A 20,745-nucleotide genomic window follows, 5' to 3' on the forward strand; every position below is an offset into this window, starting at 1 on the left:
CAGAGAATTTATATTTTACCTCGACAAATTCAGGAAAAAAATATAAAATAGGTAACGAATGCAATAACATTGGTACATACTAATAATAGTCAAGCACGGCTTGTTTCAAACGGAAAAAGGGGGATTATCATGGGATTAGTCATTATTTTCGCTTTAGTAACAATACTTGCTGCACTTGGGGCATTGAAGTCCCTGAAGAGCAAAAATTTCTTGGGCGCATTTTGGGGAGTAGCATCTTTTGCCGTATTCGGCTGGTTCACCGTCATGACCCTTATCAATTCAGGATATCCTACTGGAACACATTAAAAGACTGTCAAATGACAGTCTTTTTTTGTTACTCTTCCTCTAAAAGCCGCTGGACCCTCTCAACCTTATATTCCATTGTCCGCTTCACATCTCTTCGGTCGTCGATTCGAATCGTCGTTGAAACCCGTTGAATTCCTTCAGAAAATGGGACTTCATGCATCGCTTGAATCACTTCAAACAGGACAGGTAACTCTCCTTCAATGACCGTATTCATAGGAGTTAACTGATAACGGATTTTCCCATCCCTTTCATAATTCTGCAATACCTTTTGCACGCTAGCTACATACTTACTCACGCTGGGAGTTTCCGTCCCAATCGGAATCACGGTTACATCCACAATCGCCATTTGCTGCACCTCCACTTATGTAAACATCAACGTGATTTTAACACAGTCATGCACAAAAGAAAAAGAATGACCATTGGAAATCATTCCCCAAATAAATGGTAAACTTTTTTTTCCTTCAAATCGATTGCCTTTTCAAGTTGATGACCGTAAAGCAGCATGTCACCGGATGGAGAAAACAGAATTGGCTCATTTTCTATGCCGGATAGGATCAACTGATGATTCCCATTCTTTACATCGTAACTGACCATATCAAACCCATCCGTATAGAAATCAGCTTCCCCGCTGGTGACTGGCTGCAGCGTCATAAATTGTTTCTTGTTTCCATTGTAGTCATAATACGGGATTAACCAATCGGAGTACATGGAAAGCTGCGGAATTGAGAAGGAAAAGATTTCCTGAAACTGTTCATTATATAAGGAATAGGTAGATTCAGATGGGTCTTTGCCGTCCACAGTTATGGTCAACAAGCGGTTTCCAAACATGTTGTAATGGATAACCGCCTCAAATAATGTTTTATCTGATCCTTCAGCAAGGCTTCTTACGATCAGAGGAGCAAATAAACCTGGCTCTTCTTTGTCCCAATCTAAATAGACCATCCTTCCTTCATCCTGCCATTTGATAAACGGCTGAGGCAGCAGCAGCTCCTGCATCGTTCCCTGCTTTACATTCAACAGGAAAGTTTGGTATGTCCAATCCTCATTGAATTTGGATACAAGTATTTCCGCTTCATTGTAAGGATTCCACTCAAAACTTAGCTCATGGGAAGGAATTGATTGGGTCAGCTTTTGGTTTCCTTTTAAATCAATGATTGTCACGACCCCCTCATAGGTGGAAGGGGAAGAATGGATTAAAATAAATTGCTTGGATGGGCTGATGAGCCCTGTAACAACAGGTGATTCACTTCGATAGATGAGCTCACTCGTCCCTGATAAGAGATTGTATCGATAGATGGAAGAAGTTTGCCCCTGATTGGTTATATAGACCACTTCCGTGTCAGAGGTCCAGCCTATAACTTTATAAAATTCACCCTCTTGAATAGATATGGGCAGTTTCCATTGTCCCACTGACGCTTCTGCCGGAGGGTTATTTATTTCATTTTCAGCCGGATTAGCAAGCTTGGACGGATTTTGATTTTTACATGCCCCTAAGAGAAGGGTAATCACCATGACAAGTAAAATCAGAGTATATTCTTTTGAAAAATCTCTCCAGTGATTAAGAAGCATTTCCCCCCTCCTCTCACATGATATTACGTTAAATCCTATCGTAATGTTTCAATTTCTAAAAAATTCAGACAGTCATTTATTCGAAAAAGAAAACCTGCATTTCAGCAGGCACTAAATAGTGGATGGCAAATTATTTTTAATGAGCCAGGCAGCCCCAATGACTCCCGCATCATTTCCTAAAGTAGCTAAGGCTAGTTTAGTAGAATTTTTCACGGCTGGAAAGGCAAATTTTGCAAAATAGTCATTAACAGAGTCTAGCAAAATGCTGCCCGCTTTGGAAACACCTCCGCCAAGCACAATTTTCTCCGGATTAAGGGTATTCGCTAAATTCGCCAAAATTAATCCTAAATGGAAGGAAACTTCATTTAACACTTTTTGTCCAATCGGATCCCCGGTCTTCGCCAAATCAAAAACATCCTTAGCAGTAATTTTTTGCTGATTAGCATACATGGATGTTAATTCTCCTTGGAGATCACCCTTCTTAATTTCCTCCAGTGCCAAACGAACAATACCAGTCGCAGAAGCAATCGTTTCAAGACAGCCAGTTTTACCGCAATTGCAAGGGGCACCACCAAATGGAACAGCTGTACTGTGGCCAATTTCTCCTGCAGCCCCATTTACGCCTTGGACGATGCGGCTATCGACGATAACCCCACCTCCCACACCTGTTCCAAGTGTGACACAAACCAGATCCCTTGCTCCCTTTCCTGCACCCATCCACATTTCACCTAGTGCTGCACAATTGGCATCATTTTCAACAGCAGCTGGCAATAAGCTGGCTGCCTCCAAACTTTGCTTTAACGGAAAATGATCCTTCCAGCCCAAATTAACCGCATTTAATATAACCCCAGTTTCATAATCTACAGGGCCCGGTGCGCCCATACCAATTCCCAGTAAATCTTCCTTGGTGGCCCCGATTTCTTTTAGCTTTACATCTATGGATGCTGCTATATTGGCAGTTATATTTGCACCTTCATTTGAGTTATCAGTAGGAATTTCCCATTTATGAATAATTTCTCCGCCTTGAGAAATAAAGGCAATTTTAGAAGTGGTCCCACCCAAGTCGATTGCTGCAATCCATTGATTTGCCATTCTCTTCACCTAACTTTGCTTAGACTTTTTCTCTTTTTCTAATTGAATTTCATGCCGTAAAATTAACAAAGCAGTTTGATAATCCTTCGTTTCAATAAGCTGTGACTGATACAAATCCCTTAACTCCAATTCCATTAATTGAAGATCTGCTGTTCTGTCACCAATATAAATAATGGATCCAAATCTTTTCAAGTATTGTTGAATTTCATAAATCGTTTTCATAGTTTCTTTCACCTTAACCTATTATGGAGAGCATAATCTACAATCAAAGTATACCCTATGGCAAATGAGTCCTCAAGGCAATCTTGTCATCCCCGCGGATTAAAATTTCCCAGATCCCCCCATTTGTTTTAGGCATTTCATGCATTCTAATCCCATATAACAATAGTAGGACAATCTTTACTGTCCAAAAAAATGCGGAGGGATGAATGCTTTCTTGAAAAACACATATTATGCGGCAGGATTAGGTATGATTGCCATAGCAGCCTATATTATATTTCACTTTCTTAGTGCCCCAAAGGCTATAGAAAGTATTACTTTTTTTCCAATCGAACCAAACGTCTCCTTTAAGACGGTTAAGACCTCGCTTTCACTGGAGGATCCTAAATCCATTTCTTGGAAAATCAGCTCTACTTTGGACCGAAAGGCATATTTGCGCCAAGATGCCGGCTTGTTATTTTTGAATGGCCGGCTGATTGAAAAACTTGGGGAGTGGAAGCAAAATACGGCTTCACTTGCGCAAGAAAAAAGTCTTCCAAGGCAAACCGGCTTGCTTCAAGCAATCACCTTTCATCATGCCGAGCTCCATGAGGGGAACAGCGAAATTTTCAGCTCGCAGGCGATGTCGGAAGACTCTTTGTATATTATTTCTCAGCCTCCGAACTCTGTTTTTTCATTTCGATCACCAAAAACAAATTCAGAGCGGGAATGGAAACAGAAATTGGATGAACAAACAGAGCGGATGCTCTATTACAGCTGGAATAGAGGGGTGAGGCATTTTTCCGTTCCACTTAGTGAATACCAGGCCTATCCGCTGCCCATTTTCAATAATCGTGCCAAAACCGGTCTCCCTGGTTTTTCAAAAGCTGCCTCGGACAAAATCATAGGGCAGCTTTGGGAAGGCATCTATAAAAATTATATTAACGGCATAAAAAAACAGGATGGCACTACCGTCTCTCCTGAAGGCAGCACCATCCCGCTCATTCTTTTAGCTAAAAATCAAACTCATTTATTAGTTCTGACAGAGACAAAGGACGGCAGCCCTATTCTTCTTCGCCAGATGATTGAAGCCGCCCATTGATTTCTTGGACCAATGCAGAATATTCCTCTTGGTCCGGTTCTAGGTCAGCGGCTTTTTGAGCGTTTATTTTTGCCTGTTCTAAATCATTTTGCTCAAGATTAACAAGCGCCAGATTAAAATAGGCTTCATGGAAACCTGAATCTAGTTTAATTGCCTGTTGAAGATGTAATTTGGCATCATCTAGTTTACCCTGCTTTATTTCAACATACGACAACAGAAAATAAGTTCTTTCTGTAGGAGATTCTGAAGTGCCTTCAAATCTGCTGAGCAATTCATACGCTTTTTGATAATTATTTTGCTTCAGATAGTCTTGGGCTAAAACCAAAACAGTACTCTCATCTTGAGAATGCCCCGATCCACTAAACGCATAGGATAGCGAGGCCCAAACAATGCCTCCTGTTAAAATCAAAAAGCCTAACTGGCGCAAAACGCTTCTTTTTTTAGGAAAATGGGTGATTCCGGCAGCCAAGAACCCTCCGGCTAATCCTCCCAAATGGCCAGCATTATCAATGCCTGATGTAGTGAATCCAAAAACAAGATTAATAATCAGAATAATAATGACATTTAAACCCATGGTACGGAGAAATAGTTTGCGATTTGCGGCGCCAAAATACAGCAGGGCCCCGAAGCAGCCAAATATGGCGCCACTCGCTCCTGCTGAAAGGTTCGGACTAAAAATAAAGCTGGCTATTACTCCTGCAAATCCGGCAATCAAATAAATCAGCAGAAATCTGAACCTGCCATATATACGTTCGACCAATGTTCCTAAAAAATATAAGGAAATCGTATTCATGACCAAATGCAAAAGGCCTATATGAAGAAAGACAGGTGTGATAAACCTCCACCATTCTCCTTGATCAATTAGCTGATTGACTTTTGCGCCGTATTTAATAAGGGTGGATGTGTTGGTGCTGCCGCCATTTAGCTCCAGCCATAAAAAAGCGGCTATTTGAATAATGATAAACACATAGGTAAACAAAGGTTTACTATTCTGCAAAATGGCCCGGTCTTGTTTTACCTGATTAATCGCATAATCCACAGCAGCCTTTTTCTGCAGATGAATCTCCTGCTCTGAATAATCATCAGCAATAGAAAATTGAAGATCTTTTCCAAGCCGGGTTGAAAGCAGCTGAAAAGCTGTTTCACTTATGCCCCTTGCAAAAAGAAAAGAATGGACCGTTGTTTTATTTTTGTCCGGAAAAACAAATGGATTCTCGAGACGAAACTTATAATCATCAACCGGGGGAAACTCACTAATATATATATTTATTACATCTAACTTATTTCGGCCAAGCTGCTTGCGCACGCTTTCCCCATTAGCGGCAGTAAATTCTATATCACGCTGCATCGCATTTCCCCAGTCCATGTTTTCGAGTAACATTCTAATTACTGGGGCATTCCTGTTTTCCATTTTTTCAAGCCAAAGTTCCCTTTGGTTTTCGAATAGTTGAATGATTCGATACCCATGTTCAGTTATTAAAGCATTCGCCATCCTCCAGAAAACATAACTCTCTCTATTGCTCATTTCTCCCCTACTTTCCATTAAACAGTATGTATTATTTTTTGCTTAACATCATCTTATTCGTTTGCCATACCTTCATTATAATCGAAAACGGGAGATAGGATTATATGAAATGCCATAGAAAATTAATGACTAAACATTTAAAAAATAGTAGTAACGATTTCAAAAAAAAAAAAACCATCTGCGGCATTCACCATTCAGATGGTCCTCCTCCAAATGCAGATCCCATTAATTTTTGTTTTACACCCGGCAAACGCATCATTGAACCGACCGCCAGCCGGCGTATCCAGCTTAAGCCAAGGAGAATGTTAATGATCCGGTAACGGTACTTGTAAACAATAAACCCTAATGAGACAATCATCAAAATAGTGGATAAAATGCGTGACATGTAAATCCCTCCTATTGATTATCCTTTGAAATACACGCAAATTTTATCCATAAAAAATAACTGCTGCTTCAATACATACCTTCCGGCAGGCACCAAATTGAAACAGCCGTTATTTGAGGTCAGGATTATTTAAAAACAGATTCCATTGTTTTCTTTAAGACGTTGACAGAATGCTCGAACTTTTGTTTCTCAGTTTCATTTAATTCCAGTTCTACAATCTCTCTAATTCCCTTTCGATTTACAATAGCCGGCACGCCAATATAAATATCATTCTGTCCATATTCCCCATCCAAATAGGCGGAAACGGTCAGTACAGAGTTTTCATTTTGCAAAATGGCTTTTGTCAGCCTCACCAGCCCCATGGCAATCCCATAATAGGTAGCCCCTTTGCGCTCGATGATATGGTAGGCTGCATCTCGGACATTCTCAAACATTTGATCTAAATCTTTCTGGCTGGTTCCGTGCGTTTTCTTCCATTTTTCTATCTCCATACCAGCAATATCGGCATGGCTCCAAACAGGGAGTTCTGTATCACCATGTTCGCCAATGATATAAGCATGAACATTTCGGGTATCTACATCAAAATAATCCCCCAGCAAAAACCGAAAACGTGCGGTATCCAAAATGGTTCCAGAGCCAATGACCCTCTCTTTTGGAAAACCAGAGAATTTTCGAACAGCATAGGTCAAAATGTCAACTGGATTGGTTGCCACCAAGAAAATCCCATCAAATCCGCTTGCTAGTATTCCATCAACAATACTCTTAAAAATTTTCGTATTTTTTTCAACAAGGTCCAAACGGGTTTCACCAGGTTTTTGATTGGCCCCCGCAGTGATGACCACAATATCGGCTTTCCCACAATCCTCATAACTGCCAAACCAAATTTTTGTGCGTGACGGAGCAAAAGGAAGACCATGATTTAAATCCATGGCATCCCCTTCAGCTTTTTCTTTATTTAAGTCTATTAAGACAAGTTCTTCTGTTATTCCTTGATTCAGCATAGCAAACGCATAGCTTGAACCAACAAATCCTGTGCCTATAAGCGCTACTCGATTTACCCGATGTAACATAGCCATCCCTCCGAAAAAGATTGTATTAAACAAAAAAATTTTGATAGCCAAATGGTCATCTGCCATTTGGATGAACCCTTTGCCTATTATAATAAAAAGAATCCAATTGCCGCCATGGAGGCCAGCAAACTTGATAAAAAATTCACCATATCATTGTCCACCAATGAAATGCCTTTTATTTTGTCCGTAGGCTGACTGCAGTGAACCCTTTTCTCTGTCGTGAGACCACAAATCCGACAGTGGTAAGTTTGTTGATAAAAAGCACCAATCAAAGTATCAATGACATTCCCTATGTATCCAAAAATAAAAATAGCCAGACTAACGAAAAAGGTTAGACTAAACAGCCAATAACTAATGAAGGCAATTAACAGGGAGCCTGCCAGTGCTGCAATACTTCCCAATAAACTGACCGCACCAGATGTCCCTCTTTCAACCGGTTTCATCGTTTTAATAAAAATTGGTTCTCTTTTACTTAAACTGCCTATTTCGGATGCCCATGTATCAGAATTGGCACTGGCAAGACTAACGGCAAAGCCGATAAACCAGACTGGGTTATGATCAAAATAGTATAGGATACTATAAAGGCTGGCTGCTCCTCCATTCGCTGCAACTTGGCGCCAATCTCTTGTTGAGCCCTTAGCCAATTTTTCTTCCATACGGTGCTTTGCCGATTTTTTATAAATAGACCAATAACTAGAGGTAGTGAAAAATATACCCAGCAGCAATAAGCCTCTGAGGCCAATCCCGATTAAAATAGAAATTCCAACCGCCATGGCTGCAATGGCCCCGGATTTATCTAAAAATTTAAAATGATAACCAGCTAAGCCGCCTAACACAATAACGACGATGAAAAAAACGGTTTGGTTCATCTAATTTTCAAAATCCTATCAGGAGTAATAATGCATTGAACAGGGATGTCATGGTCTTCAGCAGGAAGCTCATCCATGATTTGTTCATTAAATGCCAGCGATAGCGTATTTCCTGAATAACGGCTTAAAAAACGGTCATAATATCCGCCGCCAAAGCCAATACGGAAGCCGTCCGTTGAAAAGGCTAATCCCGGCACGATAACTAAATCCAACCGATCCGCAATTACTTCGTTAGTCATTTCCTCCCTCGGTTCATATAATCCAAAAAAAACAGATTCAAGCTGAGAAAATTCAGTTAGAGTCCGAAAAGTTAACTGCTTGTCACGGGAATGGCATTTTGGGACAGCCACTTGTTTCCCTGCTTCCCATGCTTTGCGGATAATTTGGTATGTATCAGGTTCAGGCGGCTTTGAAACAGTGATGCCTATGACTTGTGCTTCATTCCACACTTTTTCCTGATAAAGTCTGCAGGCAATCTTATATGAATAATCCTCGTAAATCGGTTTACTCAGTTTAGAAAGGGCCTGTTTCATCCCAGCTCGAATAGAGATTTTATCCGACATGGCTCTCCCTCCTTTTTTCATATAAAAAAAACAGCAGGAAGCCCTGCTGCTTATTTTGTTTCACGGTGTACAGTTGTACGCTTTTCTCTTGGGCAATATTTTTTAAGCTCAAGACGATCTGGGTTGTTACGTTTATTTTTTGTAGAAATATAGTTACGGTCTCCACACTCAGTGCAAGCTAACGTAATATTTACACGCATGTTCATTTCCCTCCAAACGATTAAGCTAGTAAAGTCCATACGACTTTTCTATAATATCATTTTTCAAAGGGAAATGCTAGTCTGTTTTTTAAAAGAGCTTGCTCCATAGAAATTACTTCATTTCTCCCTGCTCCAGTAATCGTCCATGTATTGGCTTTAATGGATCCATGCTGTTCCACCTTCAGATCCATGGCAAAAATACTCGCTGCCGGCCCTTTAGCCATCGGCTGATACTTTAATGCCCCATTTTGCGGTGAATTCCATATGTGGCTGGTAAAAGCCTTCCAAATTGGGATTGTCGTGTATTGGTGGATTCCGCTATCAGCCGTTTTACCGTTAACTAAAAATACTTCCTCACCATTTAGATGAAAAATGCGATTATCTGCCGGGGAAACAAAGGTCAAGTGGTCTTGGTCAATAGATGGAAAATAATGCATGGCCATGAGCTTGATATCTTTTTCTTGATGACTGTGATTACTGACGATTATTTTTGAAAAACGAATTTTCGAATGAATATGCTCCTGTTTCACTCTCACAATTAATGACTCATCATAAATCACTTTTTCGGTACTGTTATAAAGCCAATAGTACTTCTCATTCACCCATATTCCAGGCACAAATTGAAGGTGTTCCGCTGAATATCGGCGCTTGACAGTCTCACTCGGTTTTTGCGGTTTGATTAATTTCATCTTCATTACCCCAATTTTTATTAAGATTTCATTGTAAAGGTTTCCTCATCCCCATGTACCTGCATGCCTAATACAATGTCCTCCATTAATTTCCCAGTTTCATTAGCAATTCTCTTCCAGCCATATAAACTCAACGCTATCTGTCTGCCCCTAGAACCTATTTCTTTCGATATTTTTGGGTTCTCCATCAAATAGGCAGCTTGATTTAACAGGCTTTCGGCATTTCCTGGATTCATCAGCAAGCCTGTTTTCAGATGTTTCACAATTCCCTTTAACCCTCCTGTATTAGAAACGATCGTCGGTTTCCCAAAAATCATCGTTTCAAGGGCGACAATGCCAAAGGGCTCATAAAGACTAGGAAAGACAGCCATTTCACAGCCAGCTATAAGGGAATTTCTTTGTACGTCCGTTACAAAGCCAATGAATTCTACAAAATCGGTTAAGCCCTGCTGTTCAACCTGTTTCTTATATTCAAGCAGCATTGGCCCCTTGCCGGCAATAACAAAAAAATAATCCAGCTTCCTCTGTTTGGCGATTGCTGCCGCCTCCATAATCGTTTCGAATCCTTTTTCTTTGACCATTCTGCCAATTGAAAAAATATATTTACGCTGACTTAATGAAGGAAAGATTTCCTCCACCATTACCTGTACAGAAGTAGAAGTGCCAACTCCATTTGGAATGACTGAAAGTTTGTTCGGAGTCACTGAAAAAACAGTGGTTAAGGACTGCTTCATATAATCACTGCAGACGATCAAATGCTGGGATTCTGAAATTAGCTGCTGCTCTCTTTCATGTATAAACCGCTGAAATTCTGTATGGATGCCATTATTTCTGCCATGCTCGGTGGCATGTATGGTTGATAAGACGGGAACACCTAATGAGTCCTTTAAAACAATCGCTGCTGCCCCGACAAGCCAATCATGGGCATGAATCAAATCAAACTTCATTCCTCCGTTCAATTTATCTCCCATAAAGGCCATTGCCAAATTTAGCCCGGCAATCCATGCCAGAAAATCCCCATCATCGCCATTGACGGGCTTTACGCGGTGAACATGCACTCCATCAATGATTTCAAATGGCGTTAGACCCTCAATACTTGCAGTAATTACATGAACTTGATGACCGGCTTTGGCGAGATGAACCGATAAACCAAAGACATGTCTGGATAATCCGCCGACTACATTTGGAGGATATTCCCAACAAAGCATTAGTATCTTTAACCCTGAGGGAGTGATACCCTTTTGAAGAACATCAGTCATGATTGCCCTCCCGGTTCCGATAATAACTATAGGTACTGACATAATCACGCCAGTTAGGGCCACCCTGATTAGCCTGCTTAACTTGCGGCAATTCATGATTGGAATCATAGGCATTCAGATGCTGGTTATTTGGCAGCTGAATGCTGCCGGAGCGAAAAAATGGGAAAAACTGCTTTTCATTCAGGTACACCCCTATTTCCGACAAATACCAGCGATTTCCGGACAATCCCTTAATCAACCAGCAGCCATTCTGATAGGGGATGGCTAATTCATAGAAGTGATGAGCATTGTTTCCATTAAAATTAATATCAGTAACGTCATATATTCTGATAACGGTAATTAAGTCGTCAAACCGGAGACAAAAAAACGATTGGATTATTTTTTTTGGCAGATCTGTTGTATCCCAGAATAATGCGATTTTATCAGGAGAAACCAGCCTCATTTTTATTTCATTTATCGGAGGTTCAAAGTGAGGCGGCAGCGAATAGACGGAGGGTTCCTCTTTCTTTTTCAGTTGTGCCAATTCGTTGATTTTATTAAGCTTCATCATAGTTCTTCAACCTTAACCTATCATTATATAGATAAAAAGCCCAAATATTCTGTGAAGATAAGTTAATCGTAACACTAGAAGGAAAAACAGACAATAAACGCAATTTGTCGGTTTTTGCTCTCACTAGTGTTGATAAGTTTTTTAAATGGGAAAATTTTTTTGGGGGAGCCTTTGCCATATGAACCGGCATGTATTTTCGACAAAAAAAGATGAGCACTCAAGTGTCCCATCCTACATTTGTTCCATTATTTAATCATTGAGATTGTATCGTTTTCCTGTTTCAAGATAAACCACATTCTCTGCAATATTTGTTGAGTGATCAGCGATTCTTTCGATATAGCGGCAAACAAAGGCTAACTGGATAATTTGATTTGTAAAATCAGGGTTCTGAGGTATGTAGGTCAGAAGTTCTTTAACTAAGTTTCCGAACATCTGATCCACCTGGTCATCCTTTGCAGCACATTTTTTTGCAAGTTCAATATCTTCGGAATAAAATGAAGTAATGGACTCCGTAACCATCTCTAATGCCATTTCCATCATATTTGGGATATCGATCAGCTCTTTAACATGTTTTTCATTACCAATATGAACGGCAGATTTTGCAATGTTAACAGCAATATCCCCCAACCGCTCCACTTCGGAAGAAGCACTTAACGCTACATGAAGTCTCCGTAAATCTTTGGCAACTGGTGATTGCCGGGCAATTAGCATTAACGCTTTTTCATGAATTTCATATTCAAGGTCATCAATGACATTATCGCCATCAATGATTTTTTTAGCGAGTCCGAGATCTTGATTCAACAGTGCCCGCATCGCATTTTTGATGGCGGTTTGCGCTTCGTCCGCCATTTTTAATTGCAGAGATTTTAATTCCTTTAAACTTTGATCAAAATTGGATCTAGTATTCATGAACATCACCCAAATCTTCCTGTAATATAGTCCTCAGTTCTTGAATTCTTTGGCATGGAGAAAATCTTTGCGGTTTCGTCGAATTCAATCAGTTCTCCCATTAAAAAGAATGCTGTTTTATCAGAAACTCTTGCTGCCTGCTGCATATTGTGTGTCACGATCACAATGGTATATTTTTCTTTTAATTCAAAGATTAATTCCTCAATTTTTAAGGTTGAAATCGGGTCAAGAGCAGAGGTGGGCTCATCCATCAACAGCACATCAGGTTTTGTTGCAAGAGCTCTTGCAATACAAAGCCGCTGCTGCTGGCCGCCTGATAATCCGAGTGCTGGGGCATTTAAACGATCCTTCACTTCATCCCAGAGCGCCACATCCATTAGGGACTTTGTGACGATTTCATCTAAATGCTTTTTCTTCTTGATGCCGTGAATTCTTGGCCCGTAGGCTACATTATCGTAAATCGATTGCGGGAATGGATTTCCCTTTTGGAAAACCATGCCGACATGTTTACGCAATTCTACTAAATCAGTTTTGGGATTTAAAATGTTTTGCCCATCAAAATTCACTTCACCGGTTATTTTTACATTCGGAATCATTTTATTCATCAGGTTAAGGGTCTTTAAAAATGTGGACTTCCCGCATCCTGAAGGGCCAATCATGGCCGTTACTTCTTTCTTTTGAATCGGAAAGTTAATATCCTTTAAGGCATGATGGTCACCATACCATAGATTAAGCTCTTTCACATCGAAGATATCTCTTGTTAAGGTTTGTATAGACATATGTTCTCCCCCTTATCCAAACCTGCCGGAAATGTATTCCTCTGTTTTTGTAACAGATGGATTTGTAAAGATTTTTTCAGTCTTGTCATATTCGACTAAGTCCCCGCTTAAGAAGAAAGCCGTTTTATCAGAAATCCGGGAAGCCTGCTGCATATTATGGGTTACAATGACTATGGAATAGTCCTTTTTTAAGTCAACAATCAAATCTTCAACCTTCGCGTTTGAAATCGGATCAAGGGCTGAAGAGGGTTCGTCCAGCAGAATAACCGTTGGTTTCATGGCAATGGTCCTGGCAATACAAAGCCGCTGCTGCTGACCGCCAGAAAGCGAAAGTGCTGACCTATCAAGTCTATCCTTCACTTCATCCCATAAAGCAGCTTTTCTTAAACTTTCTTCGACCATCTCATCCAACATACTCTTCTTTCGAATTCCGGCAAATTTAAGGGCATGGGTAATATTATCGTAAATGGATTTAGGAAATGGATTTGGCTTCTGAAATACCATGCCGATTTCTTTTCGCAATGCGGTTACGTTAATATTCTCCGACAAAATATTAAGATCTTCATAAAGAATCTCTCCTGCTGCACGGGCTCCGGGAATCAAATCATTCATCCGGTTAATGCTTCGTAAAAAGGTGGACTTCCCGCATCCAGATGGGCCAATTAAGGCAGTTACCGAGTTTTTTTCAATATCCATTGAAATTCCATTTACGGCACGCTTCTCCCCATAATATATCTCTAAATTCTTTACTGTTAGAATGTTTTCAGACTGGAACTCACCATCACTAGGAACAGGTACATCCACAGTTCTTTTCTCCTTTACGGCTGTCACGATTCGACTCCCACCTTTTTATTTAGTTGCTGTTATCCGCTTATGAATCCTGCTTCCAATCCAACGGGCTCCTAAATTAAATATCAATACGGAAATAACTAAAACGGCCGAAGCGCCGCTTGAAACTTCGTCTACATCAGGGATCAAACCTTGCGTATTTACTGACCATATATGAACCGCCAGCGTCTCGGCAGGGCGGAAAATATTCAATGGTGATTGGTCTGAAAAAGGATTCCAGTTTGTATAATCCAGCCTAGGTGTTGAAAGGCCTGCTGTAAATAATAAAGCTGCTGCTTCTCCAAATACCCGTCCAGCGGCCAGAATGCCTCCAGTCAGAATCGATGGAAAGGCAGTCGGTAAAATAACGGTTTTAATCGTATGCCAATGAGTAATGCCCAATGCCAGACTTGCCTCTTTTAAATCACGCGGTACGGCACGGATTGCATCCTCCGTTGTACGCACCATTGTTGGAAGGTTAAAAATGGTTAAAGCCAAGGCCCCTCCTAAAATCGTATACCCCCAGCCAGTTGTATTAACGAACACCAATAAGCCAAACATGCCGATAACTATGGAAGGCAAGGATGACAGTACCTCAATACATGTACGGATAAGATCTGTAATTTTACCGGGTTTTGCATACTCAGCCATATAAACTCCGCCGCCTATTCCAATTGGAACAGTAATCAGCATGGTAATAAACAAAATATAAAACGAATTGAATAATTGATCACGGATTCCCCCGCCTGCACGCACATTACTAGATGGAGTTGTTAAAAATTCTAAAGAAATATTTTTAAACCCATTTATAAAAATATAGGAAAATAATCCAGCTAAAACCGCAACGATAATCAAAGCAATAGCAATAAAGACACCTGTTGCAATCCGATCAGCAGTTTTACTATTCATTATAATCTCCTCCTTGATGAAAGATAACGAATGAGGAGAATGAACGCGAAGGACATGATTAATAAGATAAGACCCATTGACCACAGTGTGTTATTCTCCACGCTGCCATAAGTGGTATGACCCATGTTTAGTGTAATGATTGTTGTTAATGTTGCAGAGGCGTCTAGGATACTTGTTGGCAGATCCCTTACATTTCCAATAACCATTTGGACGGCCAGGGCTTCGCCAAATGCACGCGCCATGCCAAGGATGATGGCAGTCAAGAGTGATGGCAATGCAGCAGGGATTAATACCCTTCGGATTGTCTGCCACCTCGTTGCCCCTAAAGCATAAGAACCTTCCCGCAAATGATTCGGCAGTGAACTGATTGCATCGGTCGCAATGGTTGTAATCGTTGGTAATATCATAATGGAAAGGACAATGGTTCCGGAAAGCAAACTAAAGCCCAGACCACCGACGTTCTCCCTGATAAATGGAACTAAAACCGTCAGACCGATAAATCCATAAACGACTGATGGGATACCGACTAGCAGTTCTACAACAGGCTGCAGGATTTTTCTGCCCCAGGAAGGAGCGATCTCGGTCATAAAGATAGCACCGCCAATTCCTAATGGAGCTGCAACTAGCGCAGATAAAAGCGTAACAGCAAAGGACCCAAAAATAAATGGGAGAACACCATAGGCTGGGTTTGCTGGATCTGTTGGATTCCATTTAGTGCTGGTTAAAAACTCTATAATGCTGATCCCGTTTTTAATAAAGGATTGCAGGCCTTTTGTCCCCAGAAAAATGGTAATGGCAATCGTTGCCGATATCATGATAATCGCACATACAATTACGATTATTTTCCCGCGCCATTCTCCGTCCAGCCGGCTTTTATTTGACTTCAGCAATCTGTCTCTTGCAGGAAGAAGCTTTTCCATAATAATCCAAACTCCTCTAAAATACGTCGTAACGGGGCAAATGCATTAAAGCATCTACCCCGGAAAATTAACTATCATTTAGTTAATCCATTAGATATCCTTTTGATTTCCTTCAGCATCGCGTTCTACTTTCATTTTTGTTACAGGCAGATAACCTTGCTCTTTTAATAGGTTATTTTGGATATCATCTGTCATTAAGTAATCTAGGAACGCTTTGGCTAAGCCATCTGGCTCACCCTTAGTATAGGAATGCTCGTATGCCCAAACTGGGAATTTACCAGTTTGCACATTCTCATCTGTAGCTTCAACGCCATCAATTGACAGTGGAGTTACAGTATCATCAGTGAAGTAAGAGAATGCTAGGTAACCGACTGCACCGTCAGTTTCAGAGATTATCTTTTTAACTGTATTTGAAGAATCTTCAGTGATTCCTTCAGCTGGAGTAGCGCCATCAAGAGCAAACTTATTAAATACTGCACGAGTACCAGAAGAGTCTGGACGGTTCACAAGAACGATTTTTTGGTCAGCTCCGCCAAGTTCTTTCCAGTTTGTAATTTTACCAGTAAATACCTTGATTAAATCTTCTTGACTAATATCTTTAATGCCAGCCTTAGGGTTAACAGCTGCAGTCATACCAACTACTGCAACTTTATGGTCAACAAGTTCGTCAGCTGGAATACCTTCTTTTTCTTCAGCAAAAACATCTGAGTTACCAATTTGTACGGAGCCTTCAGCCACTTGTGATAAGCCTGTACCAGATCCGCCAGCGTTAACTTGAATATCAACCTTTGGATTTTCTGCCATGAATTCTTCAGCTGCTGCTGCAACTAATGGCTGCATTGCAGATGAACCAGATATAACTAATGAACCTGAAAGTTCTTCTTTTTCTTCAGTCTTTGGCTCAGCATTGTCTGATCCATTTGTATCATCTTTAGATGCTCCGCCTCCACATGCAGCTGCAAATACCATTAAAGCAGCTAATAGTGCAAATAGGCTAAATTTCTTCAAGCTTTTCATTCCTGTAATTCCCCCTAAGAATTTTGGTGGTTAATATATTTGCTCTGCCTTACATGTTTAAGAATAATGCATAAGTGTTAATCGAGTTTTAACCAAGTGTAAAGGAATTGTAAAGTTGCGTGAAGAATATGTAAATAAGGTCAATCAGACATTTTAGATACAAATTCCAAAAAATTATTAATCTATAAGAAAAGCTCAAGCGCCCTTGTCAGCGCTGTAGGGCCTGGAGCAAGACCATTCTCAAAGTCTAAAACTTTTATACTATCTCATAAAAAAAGACACCTGCCTCCTTATGAGACAAGTGTCCATTATTATTGCCTGTTCTATTCGGTAGTTTCTACTGTCGTACCTTCTGCATTTTGATCCACAACTGGATCTGCAGTTGACGGGGCATTTTGGCGTGCATTTTTTAAGTCAAAATATGCATCCATTATTCGTCGGCCAATTGTATGGTTAATGCTTGGTCCGCTGCCCTGATAAGCCCATGGGACAACAACAGCCATAGCAACCTCTGGATTATCGAATGGTGCAAAGCTTACCAGACTTATGTTCCAAACTTCTGTACCTCGTTTTGATTTATCAGATCCGTCATAAAAAGCTTCTGCGGTTCCCGTTTTTCCTGCAGGATTATATGGGGCACTTTTCCAATAGCTGACTCCTGTACCGTCGCCAACTTGAAAGACCATCCGAAATCCTTCTTTAACACGATTGATCCATTCATCCTTCATATCTAGATGATTTAACACCTTTGGCTGGATTTCCTTCACAATCGGTCCAAGCTCATTATTATCCGTACTTGGCTCACGAATTTGCTTAACCAAATGCGGCTGAATGCGATTCCCTCCATTGGCGATAGTGGAAACATATTGTGCGAGCTGAATCGGTGTATAGGTGTCATACTGGCCGATGGCAAGGTCCAGAAGTAACCCCGGTTTTTCCTCAGAACCTGGAAAACCACTCATTTCATTAGGAAGGTCAATTCCTGTCCTAATGCCTAAGCCAAACTCGCTAAACGTTTTCCGCATGGTATCAAAAGCGGTATCTGTATCCAACACAAGCGGGCCGTTTGGAATATATTGTCCATGTGCCATCGCAATAACCGTCTTCCACATATAAACGTTAGAAGAAACCTGCAGCGCTCTTAAATCATTGATGGTTCCGAACGTTTTCCAGGACTTTTTAACTGGCGTATTTTTTATGACCAATGGTTCATCCTTTTGGGTTGAACCAGGCTGGATAGCTCCTGTTTTATAACCAGTTAAAATGGTCGCTCCTTTGACAGCTGAACCTACATTATAAGATGTTGTAATATTTCCTTGGGCATAATCGCGCATTTCCTGTTTGCCCGTCTCACTATTTTTCACAATCTGCTTTCCGGACATTGCTAAAACTTCACCCGTATTAGGGTCCATTAAGACAACAAATGCGCGATCCATTAGACCAGTGTTTGGACTTTGCTTAGCCTTCCACATTTCTTCTTCAATAATTTTGTCCACCTGGGCCTGAAGATCCATATCAATGGTCAAAACTAAGTCTTTTCCTCGCTGGCCTTCTGATATTACCTCCGTTGATAATACCTTCCCTGTTTTATCCGTCACATTCTTGACTTTTGCCTTTTCCCCATGCAGGACATCTTCATATTTTAGTTCAAGATAACTTTTTCCCACACGGTCATTCCGGCTGTATCCTTTTGCCAGATACGTTTCTAATTGATCCTTTGGAAGGCCTGATGCAGATGAAGACACTTCACCTAAAATGGACCTCAGGGTATCACCGAAAACATAACTGCGATCCCAGTCTGTAGTAGTATCCACACCTGGAAGGCTCTCCAAATTCTCACTCACTGCGGCAAATTCTTCAGGGGTCACGTCCTTATTTTTCACAATTTGCGGAGACAGGGCGTAGCCGCTGTTCATTTCCCGCCAAATGGCACAAACCTCTAATTCTTGCGGAGTAAGACTATTTAAATCTTCTTCTGTAATTCTATCAAGCTGAAGATCATAGATTTTATCATCATCCAGCTTCTTTTGTTCAAATAAGTCCCACTCATTTTCGGTAATTTTTTTCTTTGCTTTCTCTGGATGAATTAAAATCCAGAAATCCTTTTTATCCCGTTCGGTAACCTTAGAAGAATCCAGGTCAATTAGTTTTGCTAACTTTTCTGCTGTTTTCAGCATTTCCTCTGTTGTTGTGTCTGAGTACTTCGTATAAGTAATCGCATTTAACGGTGTATTATCGACAATAACCCTGCCGGTTCTATCGAGCATTCTGCCTCTCGGCACGGGATTGCTTACCGTAACATCTTCTGTCCGTTCAATCTCCCGCTTAAAATCATCACCAAAAACGATCTGTAATTCTCCTAGCCGGAGCACGAGGATGGAGAAAAGTAAGAATACTGCAAAAAATAACATATTTAAACGAAACGGAACCTTAGATTTCTGCTTTTTCTTTTTATTCAAGATTAAAGTGCACCTCCAATTTCAGGGCTTACATACCTTCCTTATTGTATATGATTAAGCCATAGATTTCTACGAGGAACACTTACCATTTTTACAAGAAAAGCGGAAGCGTATTTCATTATTAAAAACCGATGAGCTTTCAAAAGCTCATCGATTTTATGTGGCAGGCAATTGTACTTTTTTCATAAACATGTAAATGATGGTGTGGCCCGCACCAAGCAAGAGAAGCAAAATGGGAAGGCTTTTCTCTTCATTAAATAATGTGATGGATGCGATAAATGCAAGAATGGAGACAATTCTCCCTAAATTTAAGAAGATTTCACGAACAACAATGTATTCAATTCGCATTTCTGAGGCCTTCCAGCCTGTACCAATCACATCATATGTAGTTGAAATATAGGGAACCAGAAGCAAAGGATAAGCAATGGCAATCAATCCAGCATAAATGAGCAGTTTGGCATAATTAACATCCCAGACAATGACAAAAACAGCTAAATAAAGCAGGACTCCGCCAATAAGAATGGCTTTTTTTCGGTAGTTTTTTTTAATCAGCCGCGATGCAAAATAGTAAGCGACAAAAGAAATACCCGAATTCAGCAAACCATATGTCCCTAAAGCCATTTCACTTCCTGTCGAGATATAGACAAAAACGGATATGACAAATAAAAACGTCCCCTCCCTTAGGCCCTGGAAAAAGTGGGCATTCGTTACGAGACGCCAATTTTCATTATGTTTACGTTCCTCCAAGATTCGTTTGAAACAATACCTTCCCTTTGCAGGCCGGGGCTTTAAGGAAAAACTTAAGAATACCGCTATTGCAAATAGGGCAAGAGACAAACCAAACACAATGGTATAACCGGTAAACTTAGCAAACCTCGTGATGATAAATCCGGCAGCAATCGGGCCAACCATCCCGCCTAAAGAAGATAAAATCCCTAAAAATCCATTAAAAAAATCCCTTGTTTCTGGTTCGGTAATTTCAAAGGTTAACACATTATAAGCCAGCCAATAAAAACCGTAGCCAACACCCAGCAAACTTCCAAGCAGCAGTAAATATTGGGAAGCTTTCGTTCCTGATATTAATACCGCCACATAAAAAAGTGTTAAAAAAATAACCCCTATGCGAAGCACGATAACCCGGTCAATTTTCTTTGCCCATCGGCCGGCTAAAATAAATGTCAAAGGCTGAAGAACTACAATGGATAGATTATAAAGGGCAATATCTGAATACTTACCCGTTTGTTTCCATAAATAAATATTAACAAACGTATTGGATAAGGCTGCGCTTAATGAATACAACCCACCGATAATCAATAATAGCGTTAAATCTTTTGTTAATTCCACGTTACCCAGAATCTTTAATTTCTTTCCCATAATAACTCCCCTTTGTCTTACTGACTATTCTTTTACAGGGGAGTGGTTATTATTCATTTTTTATCATACGAAAAAAGACAGCTTGATTTAAGCTGCCAGATTGTCGAGAAAGGGTATTTTTCTCGGCAATTTTTTATTATCACAGAATCTAAATACCAAATTTATTGATTGTC

Annotated in this window: 23 protein-coding genes; 2 read left to right on the forward strand and 21 right to left on the reverse strand. The window is 40.4% G+C overall.

From position 1 onward, the window contains the following. Window positions 1-129: 129 nt before the first annotated feature. Window positions 130-306: a DUF2759 domain-containing protein gene (locus NFS43_RS09230; protein ID WP_042458374.1), complete on the forward strand. Its 177-nt coding sequence runs from the start codon at window positions 130-132 to the stop codon at window positions 304-306. A gap of 28 nt (window positions 307-334) precedes the next feature. Here NFS43_RS09230 and NFS43_RS09235 read toward each other — a convergent pair whose 3' ends face one another. The 4 genes from NFS43_RS09235 to NFS43_RS09250 all read right to left on the reverse strand — a co-directional run bounded on the left by NFS43_RS09235 (window position 335) and on the right by NFS43_RS09250 (window position 3,189). Continuing rightward, window positions 335-652, reverse strand: coding sequence for an MTH1187 family thiamine-binding protein (locus tag NFS43_RS09235; protein WP_251551372.1), 318 nt, complete (start codon window positions 650-652; stop codon window positions 335-337). A gap of 80 nt (window positions 653-732) precedes the next feature. Continuing rightward, window positions 733-1,875, reverse strand: coding sequence for a YqgU-like beta propeller domain-containing protein (locus NFS43_RS09240; protein ID WP_251551373.1), 1,143 nt, complete (start codon window positions 1,873-1,875; stop codon window positions 733-735). Window positions 1,876-1,986: 111 nt separating this feature from the next. Continuing rightward, window positions 1,987-2,967, reverse strand: a complete 981-nt coding sequence (locus NFS43_RS09245) for an ROK family glucokinase (RefSeq protein ID WP_251551374.1) — start codon at window positions 2,965-2,967, stop codon at window positions 1,987-1,989. A gap of 9 nt (window positions 2,968-2,976) precedes the next feature. Then, on the reverse strand, window positions 2,977-3,189 hold the full coding sequence (locus tag NFS43_RS09250; RefSeq protein WP_251551375.1) for a YqgQ family protein: 213 nt from the start codon (window positions 3,187-3,189) through the stop codon (window positions 2,977-2,979). A 214-nt stretch (window positions 3,190-3,403) separates the two neighbouring features. Between NFS43_RS09250 and NFS43_RS09255 the strand changes: the two genes are divergently transcribed. Next, window positions 3,404-4,267, forward strand: coding sequence for a hypothetical protein (locus NFS43_RS09255; RefSeq protein WP_251551376.1), 864 nt, complete (start codon window positions 3,404-3,406; stop codon window positions 4,265-4,267). Here NFS43_RS09255 and NFS43_RS09260 read toward each other — a convergent pair. From NFS43_RS09260 to NFS43_RS09340, 17 genes are all read right to left on the reverse strand, one after another. Then, window positions 4,230-5,759, reverse strand: a complete 1,530-nt coding sequence (locus NFS43_RS09260; RefSeq protein ID WP_251551377.1) for a rhomboid family intramembrane serine protease — start codon at window positions 5,757-5,759, stop codon at window positions 4,230-4,232. The two genes, NFS43_RS09255 and NFS43_RS09260, sit on opposite strands and share 38 nt — an antisense overlap. Window positions 5,760-5,979: 220 nt before the next feature. Continuing rightward, a complete protein-coding gene (locus tag NFS43_RS09265; protein WP_251551378.1) occupies window positions 5,980-6,177 on the reverse strand; it encodes a hypothetical protein in 198 nt (65 codons plus the stop codon). 125 nt (window positions 6,178-6,302) lie between these two features. Next, window positions 6,303-7,247 carry an L-lactate dehydrogenase gene (locus NFS43_RS09270; protein WP_251551379.1) on the reverse strand — a complete coding sequence of 315 codons (945 nt, stop codon included), beginning with the start codon at window positions 7,245-7,247 and terminating at the stop codon, window positions 6,303-6,305. Between the two features lie 86 nt (window positions 7,248-7,333). Further along, the gene (locus NFS43_RS09275) at window positions 7,334-8,116 is read right to left on the reverse strand and encodes a DUF92 domain-containing protein (protein ID WP_251551380.1); all 783 of its coding nucleotides are present in this window, start codon (window positions 8,114-8,116) and stop codon (window positions 7,334-7,336) included. Then, window positions 8,113-8,679 carry a 5-formyltetrahydrofolate cyclo-ligase gene (locus NFS43_RS09280; RefSeq protein ID WP_251551381.1) on the reverse strand — a complete coding sequence of 189 codons (567 nt, stop codon included), beginning with the start codon at window positions 8,677-8,679 and terminating at the stop codon, window positions 8,113-8,115. The genes NFS43_RS09275 and NFS43_RS09280 overlap by 4 nt, the downstream gene beginning before the upstream one ends. A gap of 50 nt (window positions 8,680-8,729) precedes the next feature. Beyond that, a complete protein-coding gene (rpmG, locus tag NFS43_RS09285; RefSeq protein ID WP_042355049.1) occupies window positions 8,730-8,879 on the reverse strand; it encodes a 50S ribosomal protein L33 in 150 nt (49 codons plus the stop codon). Between the two features lie 56 nt (window positions 8,880-8,935). Next, window positions 8,936-9,568 (reverse strand): hypothetical protein, encoded by a 633-nt coding sequence (locus tag NFS43_RS09290; protein WP_251551382.1) that lies wholly within the window; start codon window positions 9,566-9,568, stop codon window positions 8,936-8,938. Window positions 9,569-9,588: 20 nt separating this feature from the next. Further along, entirely contained in the window at window positions 9,589-10,827 is a 1,239-nt protein-coding gene (locus NFS43_RS09295; RefSeq protein ID WP_251551383.1) for a glycosyltransferase family 4 protein, read from the reverse strand. Next, on the reverse strand, window positions 10,820-11,377 hold the full coding sequence (locus NFS43_RS09300) for a DUF4912 domain-containing protein (RefSeq protein ID WP_251551384.1): 558 nt from the start codon (window positions 11,375-11,377) through the stop codon (window positions 10,820-10,822). Before NFS43_RS09300 ends, NFS43_RS09295 begins: the two co-directional genes overlap by 8 nt. 249 nt (window positions 11,378-11,626) lie before the next feature. Further along, the gene (gene phoU / locus NFS43_RS09305; protein ID WP_251551385.1) at window positions 11,627-12,286 is read right to left on the reverse strand and encodes a phosphate signaling complex protein PhoU; all 660 of its coding nucleotides are present in this window, start codon (window positions 12,284-12,286) and stop codon (window positions 11,627-11,629) included. Between the two features lie 5 nt (window positions 12,287-12,291). Next, the gene (gene pstB, locus NFS43_RS09310; RefSeq protein ID WP_251551386.1) at window positions 12,292-13,065 is read right to left on the reverse strand and encodes a phosphate ABC transporter ATP-binding protein PstB; all 774 of its coding nucleotides are present in this window, start codon (window positions 13,063-13,065) and stop codon (window positions 12,292-12,294) included. A 12-nt stretch (window positions 13,066-13,077) separates the two neighbouring features. Further along, complete coding sequence (gene pstB, locus NFS43_RS09315; protein ID WP_420910313.1) at window positions 13,078-13,896, reverse strand: phosphate ABC transporter ATP-binding protein PstB; 819 nt, start codon at window positions 13,894-13,896, stop codon at window positions 13,078-13,080. 18 nt (window positions 13,897-13,914) lie between these two features. Next, window positions 13,915-14,802 (reverse strand): phosphate ABC transporter permease PstA, encoded by an 888-nt coding sequence (pstA, locus tag NFS43_RS09320; RefSeq protein WP_251551387.1) that lies wholly within the window; start codon window positions 14,800-14,802, stop codon window positions 13,915-13,917. After that, window positions 14,802-15,722, reverse strand: coding sequence for a phosphate ABC transporter permease subunit PstC (gene pstC, locus NFS43_RS09325; protein ID WP_251551388.1), 921 nt, complete (start codon window positions 15,720-15,722; stop codon window positions 14,802-14,804). Before pstC ends, pstA begins: the two co-directional genes overlap by 1 nt. A gap of 90 nt (window positions 15,723-15,812) precedes the next feature. Next, the gene (locus NFS43_RS09330) at window positions 15,813-16,739 is read right to left on the reverse strand and encodes a phosphate ABC transporter substrate-binding protein (RefSeq protein WP_251551389.1); all 927 of its coding nucleotides are present in this window, start codon (window positions 16,737-16,739) and stop codon (window positions 15,813-15,815) included. Window positions 16,740-17,062: 323 nt separating this feature from the next. Continuing rightward, window positions 17,063-19,150, reverse strand: a complete 2,088-nt coding sequence (locus NFS43_RS09335; RefSeq protein ID WP_251551395.1) for a peptidoglycan D,D-transpeptidase FtsI family protein — start codon at window positions 19,148-19,150, stop codon at window positions 17,063-17,065. A 204-nt stretch (window positions 19,151-19,354) separates the two neighbouring features. Next, entirely contained in the window at window positions 19,355-20,572 is a 1,218-nt protein-coding gene (locus tag NFS43_RS09340; RefSeq protein ID WP_251551390.1) for an MFS transporter, read from the reverse strand. Window positions 20,573-20,745 lie beyond the last annotated feature (173 nt).

It is taken from the genome of Neobacillus muris, from assembly GCF_943193175.1.
Classification (GTDB): Bacteria; Bacillota; Bacilli; order Bacillales; family Cytobacillaceae; genus Neobacillus; species Neobacillus muris.